Origin of the sequence: Shewanella marisflavi (assembly GCF_023283925.1) — a bacterium.
Taxonomy (GTDB): Bacteria; Pseudomonadota; Gammaproteobacteria; order Enterobacterales; family Shewanellaceae; genus Shewanella; species Shewanella marisflavi.
On sequence record NZ_JAKIKX010000012.1, the window covers coordinates 71,478 to 90,833 of the forward strand.

Here is a 19,356-nt window from a genome sequence, read left to right on the forward strand (position 1 = left end):
TATTTTATACTCCTGGTTTCAATGTAAAGAATTCAAGATGATAGCATCTGTTGCCGTAGTCGGTTGTGGCTGGTTTGGATTGCCTTTAGCCAAGGCGCTAGTTAAACATGGGTACAAGGTTTCGGGTTCAAAACGCAGTGAACAAGATGCCGAGGCCCTTAACAATGAAGGGATCGCCGGGTTTGCCCTGGATCTCGACTGTGATGAGCGTTCCTTGGTAAGCCAAGAAGCCATTGCTTCAGGTTTAGCGACCGATGCCATAGTGATTAATGTCCCTCCAGGGCTACGCCGGGGAGATGACGCCTATCTTACCCGGCTTGCACGCCTCAAGGCCCTGATGGGCAAACACACTTATCAACGTATTATCTTTATCAGTACCACAGGGGTATATGCGCCAGGTTCCGTCTGTACAGAGCATGATGCAGCGGCCTTTAACGCTGTCAGTGAAACCTTGTTGGCGGCTGAAGGAATGTTCAGCGGTGACAACAGCACTGTCCTGCGCTTTGCCGGGCTTATCGGTCCTAAACGACATCCAGGGCGCTTTTTAGCGGGGCGCCAAAATGTATCTGGTGGCAACCTTGCCGTTAATCTTGTTCATTTGGATGATTGCGTCGGCGCCGTGTTGGCGCTGCTTGAGCATAGTGGGTCGCTGTCGCCTGCATATAACTTGTCTGCGAGCAAACATCCCACCAAGGCCGAGTTTTATACGCTGGCGGCCACTCAATTGGGATTAGAGAGTCCGAGTTTTATCGATGCAATGCAAAGCGATGACAAGATTGTCGATGGTGGTCTTATTACTAGGGAACTAAACTACCTGTATCGTCATGATGATCCGCTAAAGATGCTAGCCCATTGTGATTAAGGCAGGCGTTTAGATTTCGCTGAGTGTCATTGTGTGATTGGACTTAGGTTTTAAATTAATGGCCTTGGTACGCCAAGGAAGAGACGTTTTTTGATAATAAGAAGAGTTGGTTATGAAAAAAGTCGTTAAGCTATTTCGTCATTTGAGTCTCATGTTGCTGACGTTTGCAACCTTGCAGGTTAGTGCCGCTCAATATGTGGAAGGGGTCGATTATGTGAAGGTTGCCGGGATCTCTGAGGTCAATCAACCTATAGTGCGTGAGTTCTTCTCCTATAATTGCCCTCATTGTTATCGTCAGGATGGCCTGATCACCTCAGCGGTGGCTAAATTGAATGCGCAGCTGGATAACCAAGTTGTCTTTGAGCGCACACCGGTGGCTGGTGGGCGTGCGAGTTGGCAATTGAGTCAAAAAGCCTATTATCTGGCGAAGAAGTTTCATGTCACCGAGCAGGCTCACGGCAATCTGTTTAAGCGGATCCATGAGGGAGACGGTGCCTTCAGGCGTCAGGAGGAGTTGATTCAGTTCTTTGTGGCTCAAGGGTTACCTAAGGCTGATATCGATAATGCGCTGGCCTCTGTCGATAACAAGCTTGCCATAGCTGACTATGATACCCAGGCGCAACTGTCGGGCATTCGTGGTGTCCCCTCATTATTGGTAAACGGCAAATATCTGGTGACCAATAAGCAGCGCTCACCAGAAGAGTTGGCCGAGCTACTGGCGTATCTGGCGACCCTTCAATAGGGTATTAGTCCTGATTGCCATGTTGAATGTTGTCTCCTGAAGCCGCCTCTGAGCGGCTTTTTTGTACAATTCGTTAACATTTTTCTTCGACCTTAGTCTAGTTTGTAAGCCTATGAAAAACATGGGTTTACGCGCGCGTCAACTTTAATGTTTTTGTTTTTAAAGGAAAAAACCTCGCTGAGACTTAAAGTTTACGCTGGCGTTAGACCAAAGTCGCGATTGTCCTAAGCCCTGTGCTTGCTAGATTAATTGATGACTTAATAATAATCAGCACAGGGGAGTCGCAATGGCTTTTGAAAATAACGAAAAGGCAGAAGGTTACTGGCGTGAAAATTTACGTCTAGTACTTGGACTGCTAGCAATTTGGGCTGCAGTGTCATTTGGCTGCGGTATTTTATTGGTTGATGTACTCAATGAGATCCATTTCATGGGCTTCAAACTGGGCTTCTGGTTTGCTCAGCAAGGGGCGATGTATGTATTCGTTGCACTGATTTTTGTCTACGTGGCGAAAGCCAATGCGTTGGACAAAAAATATAATGTTCATGAAGACTAAGGAGCAATGAGATGGATGTTCAAACTTTAACCTATTTGATAGTGGGCTTCACTTTTGCCCTCTACATCGGTATTGCGATCTGGTCTCGTGCCGGTTCAACTAAAGAATTTTATGTTGCCGGCGGTGGTGTACCTCCTGTTATGAATGGTATGGCGACGGCTGCGGACTGGATGTCGGCGGCGTCCTTTATTTCGTTGGCGGGTATTGTGTCGTTTGTTGGTTATGACGGTTCAGTGTACCTGATGGGCTGGACAGGTGGCTATGTGCTGTTGGCCCTCTGTATGGCACCTTACCTACGTAAATTTGGTAAGTTCACTGTGCCTGATTTTATTGGTGATCGTTACTATTCTCAGGCGGCGCGTACCGTAGCGGTTATCTGTGCCATCTTTATCTGTTTCACCTATATTGCTGGTCAGATGCGCGGCGTCGGCGTGGTCTTCTCTCGCTTCTTGGAAGTGGAAGTGGATACCGGTGTATACATAGGTATGGCCGTGGTTTTCTTCTACGCTGTGTTAGGTGGTATGAAAGGTATTACCTACACCCAGGTGGCCCAATACTGCGTACTGATCTTCGCTTTCATGGTACCGGCTATCTTCATCTCTGTGATGATGACAGGTCACATTCTGCCTCAGTTAGGTTTTGGCGCCGAATTGGTGGATGCCGCGGGCAACGGCACGGGTGTCTACTTGCTTGAAAAGCTCGATGGCTTATCGGCTCAGCTCGGTTTCTCTCAGTACACTGAGGGGTCTAAGGGAATGATAGATGTCTTCTTTATTACCGGTGCGTTGATGTTTGGTACAGCGGGTCTGCCACACGTCATTGTACGTTTCTTCACTGTACCTAAGGTGAAAGATGCACGCGTATCAGCCGGTTGGGCATTGGTGTTCATCGCTATTATGTATACTACGATTCCTGCGCTGTCTGCTTTCTCTCGCGTTAACATGATTGAGACTATCAATGGTCCTGAATCAACGGGTGTTGCTTATGAAACCGCACCAGACTGGATCAAAAACTGGGAAAAGACAGGTCTGATTAAGTGGGATGATAAGAATGCCGATGGCAAGATCTACTATGCCAATGGCGAGACCAATGAGATGAAGATTGACCGTGACATCATGGTACTGGCTACCCCAGAAATCGCTAACCTTCCTGCCTGGGTTATCGCTTTGGTCGCAGCTGGTGGTTTGGCGGCGGCACTATCAACCTCTGCGGGTCTGCTACTGGTGATCTCAACCTCGGTTTCACACGACTTGTTGAAGAAGAACTTCATGCCGGATATTTCCGATAAACAGGAATTGCTCTATGCCCGTGTAGCTGCGGCTCTGGGTATCGTGATGGCGGGTTACTTTGGTATCAATCCTCCTGGCTTTGTGGCCGCGGTAGTGGCGATAGCCTTCGGTTTAGCTGCATCATCGCTCTTCCCGGCTATCATCATGGGTATCTTCTCTCGTACCATGAATAAAGAGGGTGCCATTGCTGGTATGGTGATTGGTCTGCTGTTCTCGGCGAGCTACATTATCTACTTCAAGTTTGTGAACCCTGGCGATAACAACGCAGCAAACTGGTTGTTTGGTATCTCTCCTGAAGGCATAGGTATGCTGGGTATGATAGTGAACTTTGCTGTGGCCTTTATCGTGAGTAAAGTCACTGCTGCAGTACCGCAGAATGTGGTGGATATGGTTGAATCGATTCGTTTCCCTAAGGGATCCGGTGAGGCTCACGACCACTAGTTGCCCATCTGAATGATTTGGGGGAGCGCAATGCGCTCCCTTTTTTTATTTCATATCTTATTGATTTAATAGCTGCTTATCTGGCAGTCTCAGAGATTCGGCAAAAAAGATTAGCCGCAAAGATTTGTAGTCAATATTTAAAGGGGGAGACGTGAGCCATTATCAATTATCCGTAGTGACCTTTAATAAGCTGGCTCACGAGTATCAGGATAAGTATATGCAGATGCCGCTTTACGAACCCACCTATGAGCGGTTGAGTGAGATGCTGGGGGCGCGAGATAAAGTGCTTGAGATTGCCTGTGGTCCAGGGAACATTGCTCGCTATCTGTTAGCGCGTCGTCCAAAGCTTGACTATTTGGGAACCGACCTGGCGCCGCAGATGGTCAGCCTGGCAAGGGAGAATAATCCTACGGCTCAGTTTGAGGTGATGGATTGTCTGGCGATCGATAAGTTAACCCAGATGTTTGACGCCATAGTGTGCGGATTTTGCTTGCCTTACCTTAATCAGCAGGAGGCAAAAGCCTTAATTGAATCGATGGCTAGCAGACTCAAGCAAGGTGGCCTTCTCTATTTGAGTACCATGGAGGGAGACTATAGCGCTTCTAATCTGCAAACTTCCAGCAGTGGCGATCAGGCGTTCATCTACTATCACGGCGGCGAGTGGCTCATTGAGCAGCTAAACTTTGCTGGATTCGAATTAGTCAGCTGCCATCGTCAGGACTACCCCGAGCGAGGTGATGTGGATCTTTTTATCATGGCTCGGCGCCGTTAAGCCATTCGCTGGCCTTTAGTCGAATAGCAAGAGCCTGTTTGTTAAGGCTATAGTGAATAAAACGGCGATAGCCTAAAGAGGTTGGCGGGCGAAAGGCCGACGTTAACTGTGATTGCTAGAGAGGGAATATGGATCAGAGTGAACTGCAACCTATCACCCAGTTTCTGGGGCAGCTGACGCCGTTTGACAGTTTGTCTGCCGATACCTTAGAACGCTGCTGTCGTGCGCTGAGAGTGGGGTATTACAGCCGCTCCTCTGTCTATGTGCCCCTCGATGAGGAGCATCCTCAACTTTATATCGTGCGCAGTGGTGCCTTCGAGGTGCGCGGCGAAGACGGTGATCTTATTGACCGCCTCGGCGACGGCGACTTCTTCGGTTTTCCTTCGCTGCTCTCGGGCGAGACGGTGAGTAACCGTGTACAAATTCTCGAAGATGGTCTGGTGTATCACTTAGATCCCGAAACCTTTAATCAGCTCAGAAGCGAGAGTCGCGAGTTTGATCGTTTCTTTAACCGTGCGTTCGCCAAGCGTTTGCGTCATCAGGGACGCTTTAAGGCCAAGGAGCTGGGCTCAACGAACAGAGTGAGCAGTTTGATGTCTAAGCAGCCGCTGTGCTTGGATATCAATGCCAGTGTCAGCGATGCTGCCCGCCTAATGCGAGACAATCGGGTCTCCTCTGTATTGATCATCGATAACCAAAAGCTCGCGGGGATTTTGACCGACCGAGATCTACGCAATCGGGTGTTGGCGGAATCGTTAGATGGCAGTTTGCCTGTGCATCAGGCGATGACAGTGTCGCCAACTACCTTGAGTGCCAATGCTTTGGTGTTCGAGGCCATGCTATTGATGAGTCAGCACAATATTCACCATCTTCCCATTATGGACGAGGGACAGGCCGTCGGGGTGATCACCAGCACAGATATACTCAGAGGGCAGAGCTCCCAACCCTTGTTATTGATCGGTGAGATAGAACGTCAGCACGATCTCGAGAGTCTGATACATGTTTCCAAACAGATCCCTTTGCTACTGCAAAACCTCATTAGTGCCGATGCCAGAGCCGAGGAGATAGGCCGGGTACTGACCTCAGTTACCGACGCCTTGACGCGCCGCCTTATCGTGCTCAATCAGCAGATCTTAGGCCAGGCACCCATGCCATTTTGCTGGTTGGCATTTGGCTCTCAAGGACGCCAGGATCAGGCCGCTTGCTCGGATCAAGACAATGGTCTGTTGCTGGCTCACGAAATGGATGAACATGCCCAGGGGTATTTTGATGCCCTGACCAAGGCGGTTTGTGCTGGGCTTGATCGCTGCGGCTATGTCTACTGCCCTGGGGATATCATGGCGCAAAACCCAGAGTGGCGGCTCACCTTGACTCAGTGGCAGCAAAAGTTTGCTAACTGGGTAGAGCGTCCAGAGCCCAAGGCTTTGATGCATGCCAGCATCTTCTTTGACATGCGCTGCGTCTATGGTCCATCTAGCCTGTTTGACGGCTTGCAATCTAAGGTGCTGGCGTCCACCAAGGATAACGATATCTTTTTGGCAGGCATGGCAACTAATGCTTTGCAGGTCTCGCCACCACTGGGTTTCTTTAAGAAGTTTGTCTTGGAGCGTGATGGACAAGAGGTGAAGGGGATCGATCTGAAGCACAAGGGCAGTGCGCTTATCAACGACATTGCCAGAGTATATGCTCTGTCAGCAGGGATCAGTGAGGTGAACACCGCCAAGCGCATTCGGTTATTAATGGAGCAAAATATCATTAATCGCAAAGATGCCCTCAATCTTGCCGATGCGCATGAGTTTATTGCTCATATGCGCCTGTCTAATCAGGGGTATCAATATACCCATAATCAGCCGCTGACCAATTATCTGATGCCCCAGCAGCTTTCCTCCTTGGTGCGTCACCAGCTGCGTGATGCATTCAAGGTGGTGCATGACGCTCAGTCGGGACTAAAGCTTAAATTTACTCGGAGCTTTTAGGTGTTTGCAGGGCTTAAAATAAAATCTCAGCTTTGCTGGCGAGCCTTGTTGGCCAAAGATGCCACGCTGAAGGCGTATCAACAGGCGCTGCTCGATACCCTGGATAAGCCGCTCAATGAGGCCGAGTTGTTGGCTATCGATCTTGAGATGACGGGCTTAAATGCACATTTTGATCAGATCTTAAGTATTGGCCTGGTGCCTATACGTCAGGGGCAACTGGTGCTTAAGGAGGCTCAGCATAAGCTGGTGCAGATTGAGGGCAGTGTCGGTCAAAGTGCAACCATACATGGCATCTTAGATAATCATTTAGATGCAGCATTATCGCCAGAGCAAGCCATGGCCTGGTTTTTAGCTGAAACTAAGGGCAAGGTGTTGGTGGCTCACCATGCACCGTTAGATCTCGCCTTTTTACAAACCGGTATACAGGCTTATCTAGGTGAGAAGACTCAGCTGCTTGCAATAGATACCCTGTTGCTGGAAAAAAAGCGTCTGCTGAGACAGCATGAGCACCTGCAAGAAGGCAGTTTGCGTTTAGGTAAAAGCCGTGCTCGCTATGGATTGCCTGTGTATGCGGCCCACAATGCGCTTATTGATGCCTTAGCCTGCGGCGAGCTGCTCTTGGCGCAAATAGCAGCCATGGGGGGCATGGACAGCGTTAAACTCACCGAGCTACTTGGCTAAGTGTTAGTGACTTAAGATTATACTTGGTTACATTTTGTCCCTTTATCTTTGCGTGCTTTTCGCCATTATCTTTTTAAGACACAAAGCGTTGAGAGACAGACGATGGCACTACCTTTACTTTGGCTGGGTGGCGCAGCCCTCGGGGCCGCCCTTATCGCCGATGCTAAGCACAAACAGAAGCAACTCACCTTAGACAGACGGCTGGGTAGGGCGCCTAAGGCGCCTATTGGTGAGCGGGTAAGCCCTTTATCACCCAGTGTGTTGCATCTGGGCGAGGTGAAAGTCGCGCCCAAGCCCGGCGCCATGGTGTGTTGCTTTGTCTTTGGCGTGATTGAACATACTGGGATCTGGCTTGGAGACGACACCTTGGTGGAGCTTCATGGTAGTGGTCTTATCAGGCCGGTTTCTGCAACGCGTTTCCTGGCCGGACGCACGGGGAGCCGTATCTTTGTGGCCTGCGATCATCAGCATCAGCCTTTGATTGGTGAGTCAGTTCTTGAACGAGCTGAGCAGGCAATTTATCAGTACCGCGAATACGATCTGTTTGATAATAACTGTCATCGCTTCGTCTGGTCCTGTCTGACCGGTGAAGAGAAGAGTATCTCAAGTTTCGACAAGCTTAACCGTTTGCTGGCAGCTCATTTCGCGCAGGCCATCTATTGGGATGAGGCTGTTTGGGCTAGGACAGAATGATGGGGAAGGCGTTTGAGAGAAACAAGCCGCTAGTTGAAGGTTGGCCGTAAAAGCAAATGCCGACATGATGTCGGCATTTTTTTATCTGTTACTTATGGATCACTCGCCGCAGAAGTGTTTCACTGCGCGCTGAACCAGCTCGATACCGGTTTTATCGCAAGGTGGCAGCTCGGCATCACTCTGGGCGATTGGAGTCACACGATCGCCCCACTTGAATAGCACGGCAGCAGAGGTTAGGCCAGCTCCAAAAGCGCAAGACAAGATGGTTTGATTTGGCTTGATCACTCCCTTTTCCAGAGCATCACAGATGGCGATAGGGATAGTGGCCGCCGACGTGTTGCCATAGTTGGCAATGTTGACCACAGCCTTCTCTTTAGGGATCTTCATGCGGTTGATCAGGGTATCGATAATGCGCTCGTTTGCCTGATGTGGGATCACTAGATCCACGTCATCTTTATCGACACCGCATTTTTCAAGTACAGTGTTGGAAAGCTTGCCCATACCAGCAATGGCACGCTTAAAGATCTCCTGGCCATTGAATTCAATATAGAATTCAAGTGAGGCAGCATCGAATCTGTCCATAGCCGTACCGAAACCGGCTTTAAGGATGTCGCGGCCGGCGGGATCGTTGTTGAGCTCATAGCCAAGTACGCCGCCAGGCTGATCTGTGGCTTCGACAACTACAGCGCCAGCGCCATCGCCAAAGAGTACCGCTGTTTCGCGGCGCGACCAGTCAAGATAGAATGAAAGACGCTCGGCGCCAATCACCAATACCTTCTTCGATTGTCCACTCTTGATCTGCGAACTGGCAAGACCTAAGCCATAGAGAAAACCACTGCAGGCTGCATTGATATCAAATGCGCCGCAATTGGCGCCAATATCGGCCTGTACAGTTGAGGCAATATTAGGAATAAGTGTATCTGGGCTAGCAGTAGCCAAGATAATCAGATCTATCTCTTCACCTTTAATACCCGCAGCGGCTAGGGCGCGCTTGGCGGCCACTGAGGCTAATGCTGAGGTGTTAACATGACTGATGTGTCGCTGACTGATCCCTGTACGCGGCTTAATCCATTCATCCGAAGTATCGATAAAAGTGGCAAGGTCATGGTTGGTAAGCGTTGCGGGGGGAACACATTTTCCCCAGCCGGTAATAGTGGCGTACTGCATCTGGATACTCTCTCAAAAATAAAAAGGCAGAGAACAATAGCTCTGCCTTATCAAACTAATCTAATAAGCCTAGCAAGAAGACAAGCAAGCAACAGTGATTTAGCTCACCTGTTGTGCAACCAGCTCACGAATGGCATTGGCTGCATGTAATATATGGTCTTTCAGTAGCGTCACTGCTTTATCAATGTCTTGGTTACGACAGTGGGTGAGCAAGTCTCTATGGTCTTGCGCCGCTCTGGGTATGCCGCCTGCGAGTAGGAGTTGCAAGCGAATATAACGATCACAGTTGGTATTTAGGCCATGTACCACTTCCATGGTGTGGGGTCGATTGGCCGCCTGGTATAAACAGGAGTGGAACTTAGTATTGAGCTCGCTCCAACTGCTCACCGCATCTTCCTGTTGGAAAGCAGCCTCAAGTTCATCTAGGTATCCTTGCGCCTCGGCAAACATCTCTTCGCTGATGTTTGGAATGGCCTTGGCAAGCAAGTCAGTTTCGATAAGGGCTCTTAGCTCAAACAGCTCAGTGACCTGGTCGACCGACAGTTCGGTAGCAGTGGCGCCCTTATGGGCTTCAAACTTTACGAGTCCTTCGGCTTCGAGCTGTAATAAGGCTTCTCTGACCGGAATACGACTGACATTTAGCGCTTCGGCTAATGCACTTTGACGTAAAGGCTCACCTGCGGCGATTTCGCCTGAGAGGATCTTCTCTCTTAAGACTTCCACCACGACCTGAGTGCGCGTTTTATGAACGATTGGAGTTGTTCGGCTCATAGTTCCCGTAATGTCTTTTCGTTATTATATGTGATCCGCATAAGATTACCGCTTATAACACTATAAATAAAGGGAAACCGTGGTTTCCCTTTATTAAAAGTGCGGCTTAAAAGCGCTGTAGATGAGTTTGCCCGTCTCTTAATGCCTCGGGCAACAGTTCGCTTGGCATGTTTTGATAACAGATCGGCCGCAAGAATCTATGGATCGCCATACTGCCCACAGAGGTGCTGCGGCTATCGGTACTGGCGGGATAGGGGCCGCCGTGATTCATCGAGTGGCAGACTTCAACACCGGTGGGCATCTGATTAAAAATAAGGCGACCAACGCGCTGGCTAATGGCATCGACCAAACTGTGGGCATGGGCCCAGTCGCTTGCTTGACCATGAATGGTGGCGGTGAGTTGCCCTTCAAGCTGGTCTGCAACGGTCTGCATCTGCTCTGCATCGTCACATACAACTAAGAGAGCAAACGGGCCAAAGACCTCCTGTTGCAGCGCCTGGTCAGCCAGATAGTGAGCGGCATTTACCTTTAGCGCCGTCGGGCGGGTATGATGACTCGCCTCGGCCGCCTTGCCCTGCGCCAGTAGAGTGATCTGCCCGTGTCCTAACAGAGTTTCGACCTGCTGCTGGTAAGTCGCTGCTATGCCAGGAGTGAGCATGGCGCCGGCAGCCTGTTCGGCCAAGGTCTGGCTGAGCCTATCGCAGTAGCGGCCCAATGCCTCACCTTTGATGGCGACAATCACACCAGGGCTGGTACAAAACTGACCATGGCCCATCATCATGGATTGCACCTGAGTCTCGGCAAGTGTCTCGGCTTTATCCGCAAGTATGCCGGGAAGCAAGAATTGTGGATTAGTGGAGCCAAGCTCACCATAGAAGGGGATCGGCTCGGCGCGCGCGGCGCAGCGATCCGCCAATATACGACCCACCTTTAACGAGCCAGTAAAGCCAACCGCCTTGATCTCAGCCGCATCAATGAGTCCCGTCGAAACCTCTGGTGTATGGCCTTGCAGCAGATTAAAGACGCCTGCTGGCATATCACAAGCCTTAATCGCTTTATCGATGGCTTGGGTTACCAGTTCGCTGGTAGCTGGATGAGCTGGGTGTCCTTTAACGATAACTGGGCAACCGGCTGCCAAGGCCGAGGCGGTATCGCCACCTGCAGTAGAAAAGGCTAAAGGGAAGTTGGAGGCGCCAAAGACTGCAACAGGGCCAAGGGCAACCTTGCCCAAACGTGTGTCAGGCTTAGGTAGTGGCTGACGTTCGGGTTGAGCCATGTCGGCAATATATTGCTCTATAGGGGTTAACAGGTTTTGTGCAAACAAACGTAATTGACCGCAGGTGCGGCCGGTTTCGCCCTCTAATCTGGCTAATGGCAATCCGGTTTCTTGATTCGCTGCGGCGACTATCGCCTCTCGATCGGCTTCAATATTGTCGGCAATCTGGCGTAAGAAGGCGGCGCGTTCGCTGTCGCTTTTATTGCGATAGCTGCTAAAGGCCTGCTGAGCGGCCTTGGTCGCCTGGGCAATTTGCGCTGGGTTTGCGCTGGCAAAGGGCCACTCAATCTGGCTATTACTGACAGGGTTAAAGCTGTTAAAGCCATTAGGCTCGCCTTGCCATTGGCCATTAATGTAGTGCTGACCCTTGAGTCTGCTGGTGATACTTATTGTCATTGCTATTGTCCTTTTGGGGTGGCCAGTTAGACCACCTGAAATCCGAAGGCATAGGGGTCGTCATCGTCGACTGTGATGGCATTGTGGCCAGTAATTCGTGCCCATCCCTTGATGCTGGGCATGATGGCGTCAAACTCGCCCACTTTGGTGGCGGCTTCGATGCGGCCGACAAACTGGCTGCCTATGATGCTCTCGTGGGTGTACTCATCGCCGACCTTGAGCTCGCCGCGGCTATAGAGCTGTGCCAAACGAGCACTGGTACCTGTGCCGCAGGGGGAGCGGTCTACCGCCTTGTCGCCATAAAAGACAGCGTTAGCACCGTTAGAGCCTTGGCTTATGGTGTCGCCGGTCCAGAGAACATGGGAGACGCCGTTGACCGTAGGATCGTCAGGGTGTACGCAGCTAAGTTCCTTGTGGGCGATTTCGCGAACGATAGGGCTCCAGCGCAAAATATCGCCGGCGCTCCAGTGGCGCAGGCCGGGGAAGTTAGCTTGTGGATCGACGATGGCGTAATAGTTACCGCCGTAGGAGACATCTATTTTAAGCGGCCCTAGGCCAGGAATATCCAACACTACATCTTTGTGGGCCAGATAGGCGGGCACGTTAAATATCTTGACCCAGTCCACCTTGGCACCTGTTTGTTGGTACTGCACCTTAATCTTACCCGCAGGCACATCTATGGTAAGGCTACCTGGCGTCTTGGGGGTTAACAGGCCCGATTCCAAGGCGGCGGTAATAGTGCCTATGGTGCCGTGACCACACATGGGCAGGCAGCCACTGGTTTCGATAAACAGGATGGCGGCGTCGGCGTCATCACTGCAAGGAGGATAGAGAAAGGCGCCGGACATCATGTCGTGGCCCCTGGGTTCAAACATCAGCGCCTTGCGGATCCAGTCATATTGCTGGAGAAAATGCTGACGCTTTTCGCTCATAGTGCGACCCTGCAAGTCCGGATGGCCACTGGTGACCAAACGGACCGGGTTACCGCAGGTATGAGCATCGACGCAAAAGAAGGTTCCTTTTAACATCTATGCCATACTCCCAGGTGTTTAGTTGACGTTGTACTTGTCGAGATCCAGACGGTTCGCCAGGGCCTCAGACATGACTTTTTCCACATAGGCGCGTTCTTCACCAATTAAGGTCATGCGGGGCAGGCGTACGTTTTCACTGCCGCGACCGACGATCTGTTCGGCAAACTTGATGCACTGTACCAGGGTCGGAATCGTATCCAGGCGCAGCAGTGGCATAAACCAGCGGTAGATCTCGCGTGCTTCTTCGATACGACCGGCGCGGGCCAATTTAAACAGCGTAACAGATTCTCTTGGGAATACGTTGGTTAAACCTGAGATCCAGCCGGTAGCCCCCAAAAGAATGCTCTCAAGCGCAATGTCATCCACGCCACAAAGAATATTAAAACGGTCGCCGAAACGGCTCTGCAGTTCGGTGAGGCGGCGAGTATCTGTGGTCGATTCCTTAATGGCGACTATGTTTGGCTCTTGGGCCAATATGGCAGTCATTTCAAGGTTGATGTCGACGCCATAACTCACAGGGTTGTTGTAGATCATGATAGGTAGCTTGGTTGAGCGTGCCACGTGTTGGTAATGGACAATTACCTCACGGTCAGTGCCGCGGTAAACCATGGCAGGTAAGAGCATCAGGCCATCAACGCCAAGCGCTTCAACATCTTGAGCATATTTAGCCGCTTGTTGTGCCGTGTTCTCGGTGCAGCCTGATAATACCAGGATGCGGCCATTAACTGTCTCGATCGTGTGCTTGATGAATTCACGCTTCTCTTCTGGGGTCAGGGAGGCATTTTCACCTATGGTTCCCAGAGCGATAATGCCATCGATCCCATCACGAATGAGGTCTTCCAGCATTCTCGCGTTCGACTCAAAGTTGATCGAACCGTCATCATTAAATTGGGTAGAAATTGCTGGGAATACACCTTGCCAGTTTACTTTCATGTTCAGACCTCTATAGATATTGCTGCGCAAATTACGCGGCGAAAAAGTGATATCAAGTTTTGGTGTTCACCAAAATCTATAGTATATTGTATACAATTTTAAGGGGAAGAAAAGCCCCAAGGTGAGAATGATGTTATTTATCTTTTTATCCCTCACCGTCAAATACTATATATTGCATACAAACAATAACAAAGGAAGTGCCAATGCGCCTATTAGATTTAAGTTCTAGCTTTCTCGAACGCTGTACGCGTTTTAAGACGCTTGATGCCCATACAGAAGGTGAGCCATTAAGGATCTTGCTTGAGGGATACCCAGAGATCCCAGGTGATACCATCTTGGCTAAACGGCGTTATCTGACGGCGCATTTGGATCACTATCGTCAACTCTTAATGCATGAACCCAGAGGGCATGCCGACATGTATGGCGCCATCATCACGGCGCCAGTGACCCCGAGTGCGGATTTCGGGGTGCTGTTTTTACATAACGAAGGTTATAGCAGCATGTGTGGTCATGGCATCTTAGCCTTAGTGACCGCTGCGGTAGAGACGGGCACCATAGTGCTTGGCGAAGAGCCCAAAGGGATTAATATTGACTCACCGGCTGGACTTATCCAAGCCAAGGCTTGTCGTGACGAGCAGGGCGAGCTCAAGGTGAGCTTTGTGAATGTGCCTTCCTGGGCCGAGGCGCTCAGTTGCTGCGTTGCTGTCGAGGGAATTGGTGAGGTGGCGTATGACATAGGTTTTGGCGGCGCTTATTACGCCTATGTCGACGCCGATGCCTTAGGACTCAGCCTGGCTCAGAATAATGTGGCGCAAATCATTGATTGGGGTCGGCGTATTAAGCTGGCGGTGATGGCCAAGCATCCACTTGATCATCCAATGGAGGCCGATTTAGGTTTTCTCTATGGCACAATCTTTACCTCGGCTAAGACCAGCTCGAAAGATGCTCATTCGCGCCACGCTTGTGTATTTGCCGACGGTGAGGTGGATCGTTCGCCCACTGGCACTGGGGTTGCCGGTCGTATCGCGCTGCTACACGCCAAGGGGGAGGCGCAACTCGGTGAGCGATTGAAAATTGAGAGTATCGTCGATGGCGCCATGCAGGTTTGCGCGCTTGATAACGCCGACTTTTATGGTAAGTCGGCGGTGATCCCTGAGGTGAGCGGCCGCGCCTTTATAACCGGGCGTCATGAGTTTATCTTAGATCCTAAGGATCCTTTCCAGCAGGGGTTTATGCTCAGATGACCAATTATTCGTCAGTTTCCAGTGTGGCTGAAGAGCCTTTGGCTTCAAGTACAAAGCCAGCTTGCCCACTGAAGAAGCCTGCTGAGGTCACTATCATCGGCGCCGGGATAGTAGGGCTTGCCAACGCTATTGCGCTGCAGCATTCAGGCTTTAGTGTGCGCATTATTGATAAACAAGGGGTGGCCGCAGGTGCTTCATTTGGCAATGCGGGTCACTTTGCGACCGAGCAGGTGTTTCCGCTGGCAGATCCGGCCATGTTGCCTAAGTTACCCGGTATGTTGCTTGACCCCTTAGGGCCGTTTCGCATTCAGCCGCGCTATTTCCTCAAGGCACTGCCTTGGTTTATGCGCTTTTTAGTCAATATGTTGCCCGCAAGACGCGCCCATAACTCAATGGCGATTAAGGCGCTCAACCAAAAAAGTATCGATGCCTGGCAGCAGTTAGTGAGTGACTGTGATTGCCAAGACCTGCTTATATTAGCGGGCAGTCTACTGGTGTTTGAGCAGACACCACTGAGTGAAATCGAGCGAGTATATAAAAGCTATCGCGATGCCGGAGTGTCGGTTGAGCTACTTAGCGGCGATAAGGTGAGAGCGCTTGAGCCAGATCTAAGCCCTGAGATCACCCATGGATTGTGGTTTACCGACGTGGGTCACACGCCTGATCCTGCCGAGCTATGCCAACGTCTGGCAAGGCAGTTTGAAAAGCTGGGAGGCGAATTTATCATAGGTGAAGTGACTCAGTTCGCTGCTGGAGGTGTGTGCGACCAGGACGGAAAAGGTGTTAGCGTCAGTGTGGCTGGTGGAGCAACTTATCAAAGCGATAAATTACTGCTTAGTGCTGGCGCCTGGTCTAAACCTTTGGCTAAGCAGTTGGGTTTCAAGGTGCCGCTTGAAACCGAGCGAGGCTATCATCTGATGATGCCACAGCTGAGTCGGCTGCAAAGGCCGGTGGCCTCTTTTGAGCGCAAGTTCATCATCACACCGATGAAGCGGGGAACCTGTTTGGCTGGTACGGTAGAGTTTGGCGGTCTTAAGGCGCCGCTGGTCGAAGCCAGGGCCGACTGTCTGCTGCCCCATGCCAAGGCGCTGTTACCTAATGTATTGAATGGGGCGGTGGTTTCACAGGGAGAGCGTTGGATGGGATTTAGGCCATCTTTGCCTGATTCCTTGCCGGTATTGGGCGCCTCGCCTAAGAGCGATAAGATCTTCTTCGCCTTCGGACATCAACATCTGGGGCTAACATGGGCTGCGTTTAGCGCTGCGCTGGTGGCGCAGACAATAACAGGGGAAAAGCCACAGCTTGACATGAGCCCTTATCGTATCGACAGGTTTTAGCATTAAATCTTGAGATGATATGTTGGCCGGCGAAATTAAAGCGATGAAATGTGCTAAATCTTAGTGCTGCATAGTGTTGCATAGTACCGATAGGCACTCTATATAGACAGAGATTCGCTTGCGTTTTAGGTTCGACATTATACTAGGCCAACAACCCCTTGTCGGAGCCAGAATGGAAACCTTAGATCAGCTGCTTAGACGTATTCGCCGTTGTCAGCTCTGCCAGCCCCATCTTAGTCATAAGGTGAGGCCTGTGTTACAGGCGGCATCGACCGCCAAGGTGCTCATTGTGGGTCAAGCGCCAGGCACCAAAGCTGCTGCCAGTGGGCTTCCTTTTGACGATCCCAGTGGTGACAGGTTAAGAGACTGGCTTGGCGTCGATCGCGAGCAGTTTTACGATCCCGCTCTGTTTGCCATCGTCCCTATGGGATTTTGCTACCCGGGTAAGGGGCGAGCAGGGGATCTGCCGCCAAGGGCTGAATGCGCGCCCGCCTGGCGTGAGGATTTATTGGCGCATCTGACCGATATCCAGCTTACTCTGGTGATCGGTCAGTACGCTCAGGCTTATCATTTCGGCAAAAGCTGCGGTGGCGTGACCCAGTGTGTAAAAGATTGGCAGGCTTATGGCGCTAGTGTCATGCCGCTGCCTCATCCCAGCCCGCGCAACAATCTGTGGCTTAGACGCAACCCCTGGTTTGAAATTGAATTGTTGCCCGTGGTAAAGGCCCGGGTCGCGAGCGCCATTATGCCTTAGTGTTAATGCTCATAAGCATAAGAGCAGTAACCTTTATCACGGCCTTTAGTAGACGAGAAACTTCTTATATATGGGCATTAACCGTTTTTCATAAAGGCCTCTATCTCAGCTATGGTGCGCGGCACCAGTTTCGATAGGTTGTCATGGCCGGTTGGGGTGACCAAGATATCATCCTCAATGCGAATCCCCATGCCTCGATAGGCGGCGGGCACGTCTAGCGCCGATTCTGGAATATAGATCCCAGGCTCTATGGTAAAGACCATGCCAGGCTCAAGCAGGCGCCACTTACCCTCTGCATCGTGATAGGGGCCAACATCATGAACGTCCATCCCTAGCCAATGCCCGGTTTTATGGACGGTAAAGCGTTTATAACTTTCGTTTGTCATTACCGCTTCTAGACTGCCTTCGAGTAGCCCCAGGTCAATCAGACCGCTCGCCATTACTTCCATACAGGTTTGGTAGAGGTGATTCCAAGGAGTGCCCGGTTTTACCTTAGCAATCGCAGCATCGAGTGCATCGAGTACTATCTGGTAGATTGCCGCTTGAGCCCTGGTAAACTGACCGTTAACGGGATAACTGCGGGTGATATCGGCGGCATAGTGATTGAGCTCGGCGCCAGCATCGATCAGCAACATTTGCCCTGTCTGAGTCTGGCAAGCGTTCTCCTCATAATGCAGGCAGCAGGCGTTGTTACCTGCCGCAACAATGTTAGGGTAGGCGACATCGCTTGCACCATGTTTGGCGATGGCAAAATTAAAGGTGGCGGCCAGCTCTGCCTCATTAATACCTTCTCGGCAGGCACTCATTACTGCTTTATGACCGTCGACAGAGGCATTTACGGCGGCGCGTATCGCTTGTTGCTCGGCTTCATCTTTGATCACCCGAAACGGGTGCAGATACTTAGCCAGTGGGGTAATGCTGCGGTAACATTTTGGAGTATCGAAAGCACTGCTGTGGCGCTGAGCGTTACTCCACTCGAGTAACTTGTGATTAAAGCGGCCTAATTCGTCGCTGATAAAAAGCTGGCGCTGATCGGTGAGCTTCAGGCTTATGATCTTGTTTAACTCAGCAATGTCATAGGCCTGAGTGGCTCCATATTGCTCGATAGCCCCAGTGACGCCAGCCCGGGCGCCGAAGCTGATCTCTTGCTGTGGGTCCTTTGGTCTACAAAGCAGGATGTACTCTAGCTCATGCTCTTTGCCACGATATAGCAGCGCGACGGCATCGGGCTCATTGAAACCCGTGAGATAAAGAAAGTCGTTGTCTTGACGAAAATGGTACTTAATATTCTTGCTGCGTACTTTTTGCTGATAACCCACAAGCATGACAAAACTGTCAGCGGGGAGACTATCCATGAGGCGTAGGCGTCTGGCCTGATAGATGGCACTGGATGACATACTGATACTCTGTTTTATGTTGGTTATTGTTAATCCGCTAACTATATTTGCATATTGTATTCATTTCTAGCCTTGATTGATTTTATTCATCAATGTGCGGTGCATTTTGTTGATTCAAGTGTGATAATAATGCGTTATTAATTATTGGTTCTGCCGAATTGGGGAAGTTTTCGTGAATCGTGCCGTATTCCTAGATAGAGATGGGGTTATTAATATCGACCATGGTTATGTCCATCAGGTTGATGATTTCGAATATGTTGAAGGTGTGTTCGATGCTTGCGCCGCCTTAAAGCAGCAAGGGTTTAAACTTGTGGTGGTTACCAATCAATCTGGCATTGCGCGTGGGCTTTACTCTGAAGATCAATTCCATACCCTGACCGAGTGGATGGATTGGAACTTTGCTGACAAAGGTGTTGAGCTCGATGGGATTTACTATTGCCCCCATCACAGTGAGAAAGGCATAGGTGAATATAAGCAAGACTGTGATTGTCGTAAGCCAAAGCCCGGTATGCTGAAAAGTGCGGCTCAGTTTTTAAAGATAGATTTGAGCCGTTCTGTCATGGTGGGCGATAAGCGTGATGACATGCTGGCGGCAGAGGCGGCGGGTGTACCTACGCGTATCCTAGTGCGTACAGGTAAAGAAGTGACCGAAGCAGCGGTGACGGCAGCGACCGTGGTGTTAGACTCCATTGCCGATGTGCCTGGGTATTTAGCTTCGTTAAAATAGGCCCAATAATTAGTTTTATGACCCTTAATCGGTGGTGAAATCACCGTATTGTTTGAACTTTGAGCAGTTGGGCTTTATTTATAAAACAATCTGCAAAAAGCCCTTGACGGGATGGCCGCGCTGAGTAGAATACGCAGCCCTAGCCACTTGGAACGGTTCGTAGAGAACACCAAGTCGGCACGCTCTTTAACAATTTATCAAGTAATCTGTGTGGACATTCACAGGTGTTGAGTTAATCGAAAACGATTTATATCTCAATGCAACGATGAATGTTCATAGCAATATGTACAAACATTTAGATGATTCTTCCGAGT

General features: G+C 50.5%; 18 protein-coding genes. 12 read left to right on the forward strand and 6 right to left on the reverse strand.

What is annotated here, in order from left to right; genetic code table 11:
- Positions 1-37: 37 nt before the first annotated feature.
- The 8 genes from L2712_RS17705 (at position 38) to L2712_RS17740 (ending at position 8,009) form a co-directional block, all read left to right on the forward strand.
- The gene (locus L2712_RS17705; RefSeq protein ID WP_248978568.1) at positions 38-862 is read left to right on the forward strand and encodes an SDR family oxidoreductase; all 825 of its coding nucleotides are present in this window, start codon (positions 38-40) and stop codon (positions 860-862) included.
- Positions 863-974: 112 nt separating this feature from the next.
- Positions 975-1,604: a thiol:disulfide interchange protein DsbA/DsbL gene (locus L2712_RS17710; RefSeq protein ID WP_248978569.1), complete on the forward strand. Its 630-nt coding sequence runs from the start codon at positions 975-977 to the stop codon at positions 1,602-1,604.
- Positions 1,605-1,890: 286 nt separating this feature from the next.
- Positions 1,891-2,157, forward strand: a complete 267-nt coding sequence (locus L2712_RS17715) for a DUF4212 domain-containing protein (protein ID WP_011866169.1) — start codon at positions 1,891-1,893, stop codon at positions 2,155-2,157.
- Positions 2,158-2,168: 11 nt separating this feature from the next.
- A complete protein-coding gene (locus L2712_RS17720) occupies positions 2,169-3,887 on the forward strand; it encodes a sodium:solute symporter family protein (protein WP_033540191.1) in 1,719 nt (572 codons plus the stop codon).
- 151 nt (positions 3,888-4,038) lie between these two features.
- A complete protein-coding gene (locus L2712_RS17725) occupies positions 4,039-4,659 on the forward strand; it encodes a class I SAM-dependent methyltransferase (RefSeq protein ID WP_248978570.1) in 621 nt (206 codons plus the stop codon).
- A gap of 128 nt (positions 4,660-4,787) precedes the next feature.
- Positions 4,788-6,635, forward strand: a complete 1,848-nt coding sequence (locus L2712_RS17730) for a DUF294 nucleotidyltransferase-like domain-containing protein (protein ID WP_088904387.1) — start codon at positions 4,788-4,790, stop codon at positions 6,633-6,635.
- Complete coding sequence (locus L2712_RS17735; protein ID WP_033540188.1) at positions 6,636-7,316, forward strand: exonuclease domain-containing protein; 681 nt, start codon at positions 6,636-6,638, stop codon at positions 7,314-7,316.
- 102 nt (positions 7,317-7,418) lie between these two features.
- Positions 7,419-8,009 carry a lecithin retinol acyltransferase family protein gene (locus L2712_RS17740; protein ID WP_033540187.1) on the forward strand — a complete coding sequence of 197 codons (591 nt, stop codon included), beginning with the start codon at positions 7,419-7,421 and terminating at the stop codon, positions 8,007-8,009.
- Between the two features lie 99 nt (positions 8,010-8,108).
- Here the strand turns inward: L2712_RS17740 and L2712_RS17745 are convergent, their stop codons facing one another.
- The 5 genes from L2712_RS17745 to dapA form a co-directional block, all read right to left on the reverse strand.
- A complete protein-coding gene (locus L2712_RS17745) occupies positions 8,109-9,176 on the reverse strand; it encodes a ketoacyl-ACP synthase III (RefSeq protein WP_033540186.1) in 1,068 nt (355 codons plus the stop codon).
- Between the two features lie 99 nt (positions 9,177-9,275).
- Positions 9,276-9,947 carry a GntR family transcriptional regulator gene (locus tag L2712_RS17750; protein ID WP_033540185.1) on the reverse strand — a complete coding sequence of 224 codons (672 nt, stop codon included), beginning with the start codon at positions 9,945-9,947 and terminating at the stop codon, positions 9,276-9,278.
- A gap of 106 nt (positions 9,948-10,053) precedes the next feature.
- Entirely contained in the window at positions 10,054-11,619 is a 1,566-nt protein-coding gene (locus L2712_RS17755) for an aldehyde dehydrogenase (NADP(+)) (protein WP_033540184.1), read from the reverse strand.
- A gap of 26 nt (positions 11,620-11,645) precedes the next feature.
- Positions 11,646-12,647 carry a 4-hydroxyproline epimerase gene (locus tag L2712_RS17760; protein WP_033540183.1) on the reverse strand — a complete coding sequence of 334 codons (1,002 nt, stop codon included), beginning with the start codon at positions 12,645-12,647 and terminating at the stop codon, positions 11,646-11,648.
- Positions 12,648-12,668: 21 nt separating this feature from the next.
- A complete protein-coding gene (dapA, locus tag L2712_RS17765) occupies positions 12,669-13,583 on the reverse strand; it encodes a 4-hydroxy-tetrahydrodipicolinate synthase (RefSeq protein ID WP_248978571.1) in 915 nt (304 codons plus the stop codon).
- 203 nt (positions 13,584-13,786) lie between these two features.
- Between dapA and L2712_RS17770 the strand changes: the two genes are divergently transcribed.
- The 3 genes from L2712_RS17770 (at position 13,787) to L2712_RS17780 (ending at position 16,918) form a co-directional block, all read left to right on the forward strand.
- Entirely contained in the window at positions 13,787-14,827 is a 1,041-nt protein-coding gene (locus L2712_RS17770) for a proline racemase family protein (protein WP_248978572.1), read from the forward strand.
- On the forward strand, positions 14,824-16,164 hold the full coding sequence (locus L2712_RS17775) for an NAD(P)/FAD-dependent oxidoreductase (RefSeq protein ID WP_248978573.1): 1,341 nt from the start codon (positions 14,824-14,826) through the stop codon (positions 16,162-16,164). Before L2712_RS17770 ends, L2712_RS17775 begins: the two co-directional genes overlap by 4 nt.
- 172 nt (positions 16,165-16,336) lie before the next feature.
- Positions 16,337-16,918: a uracil-DNA glycosylase family protein gene (locus L2712_RS17780; RefSeq protein WP_248978574.1), complete on the forward strand. Its 582-nt coding sequence runs from the start codon at positions 16,337-16,339 to the stop codon at positions 16,916-16,918.
- 77 nt (positions 16,919-16,995) lie between these two features.
- Here L2712_RS17780 and L2712_RS17785 read toward each other — a convergent pair whose 3' ends face one another.
- Positions 16,996-18,315, reverse strand: coding sequence for an aminopeptidase P N-terminal domain-containing protein (locus L2712_RS17785; RefSeq protein ID WP_248978575.1), 1,320 nt, complete (start codon positions 18,313-18,315; stop codon positions 16,996-16,998).
- 172 nt (positions 18,316-18,487) lie between these two features.
- On the opposite strand from L2712_RS17785, the gene gmhB reads away from it, so the two are divergent.
- Entirely contained in the window at positions 18,488-19,042 is a 555-nt protein-coding gene (gmhB, locus tag L2712_RS17790; RefSeq protein WP_248978576.1) for a D-glycero-beta-D-manno-heptose 1,7-bisphosphate 7-phosphatase, read from the forward strand.
- The last annotated feature ends 314 nt before the right edge of the window (positions 19,043-19,356 follow it).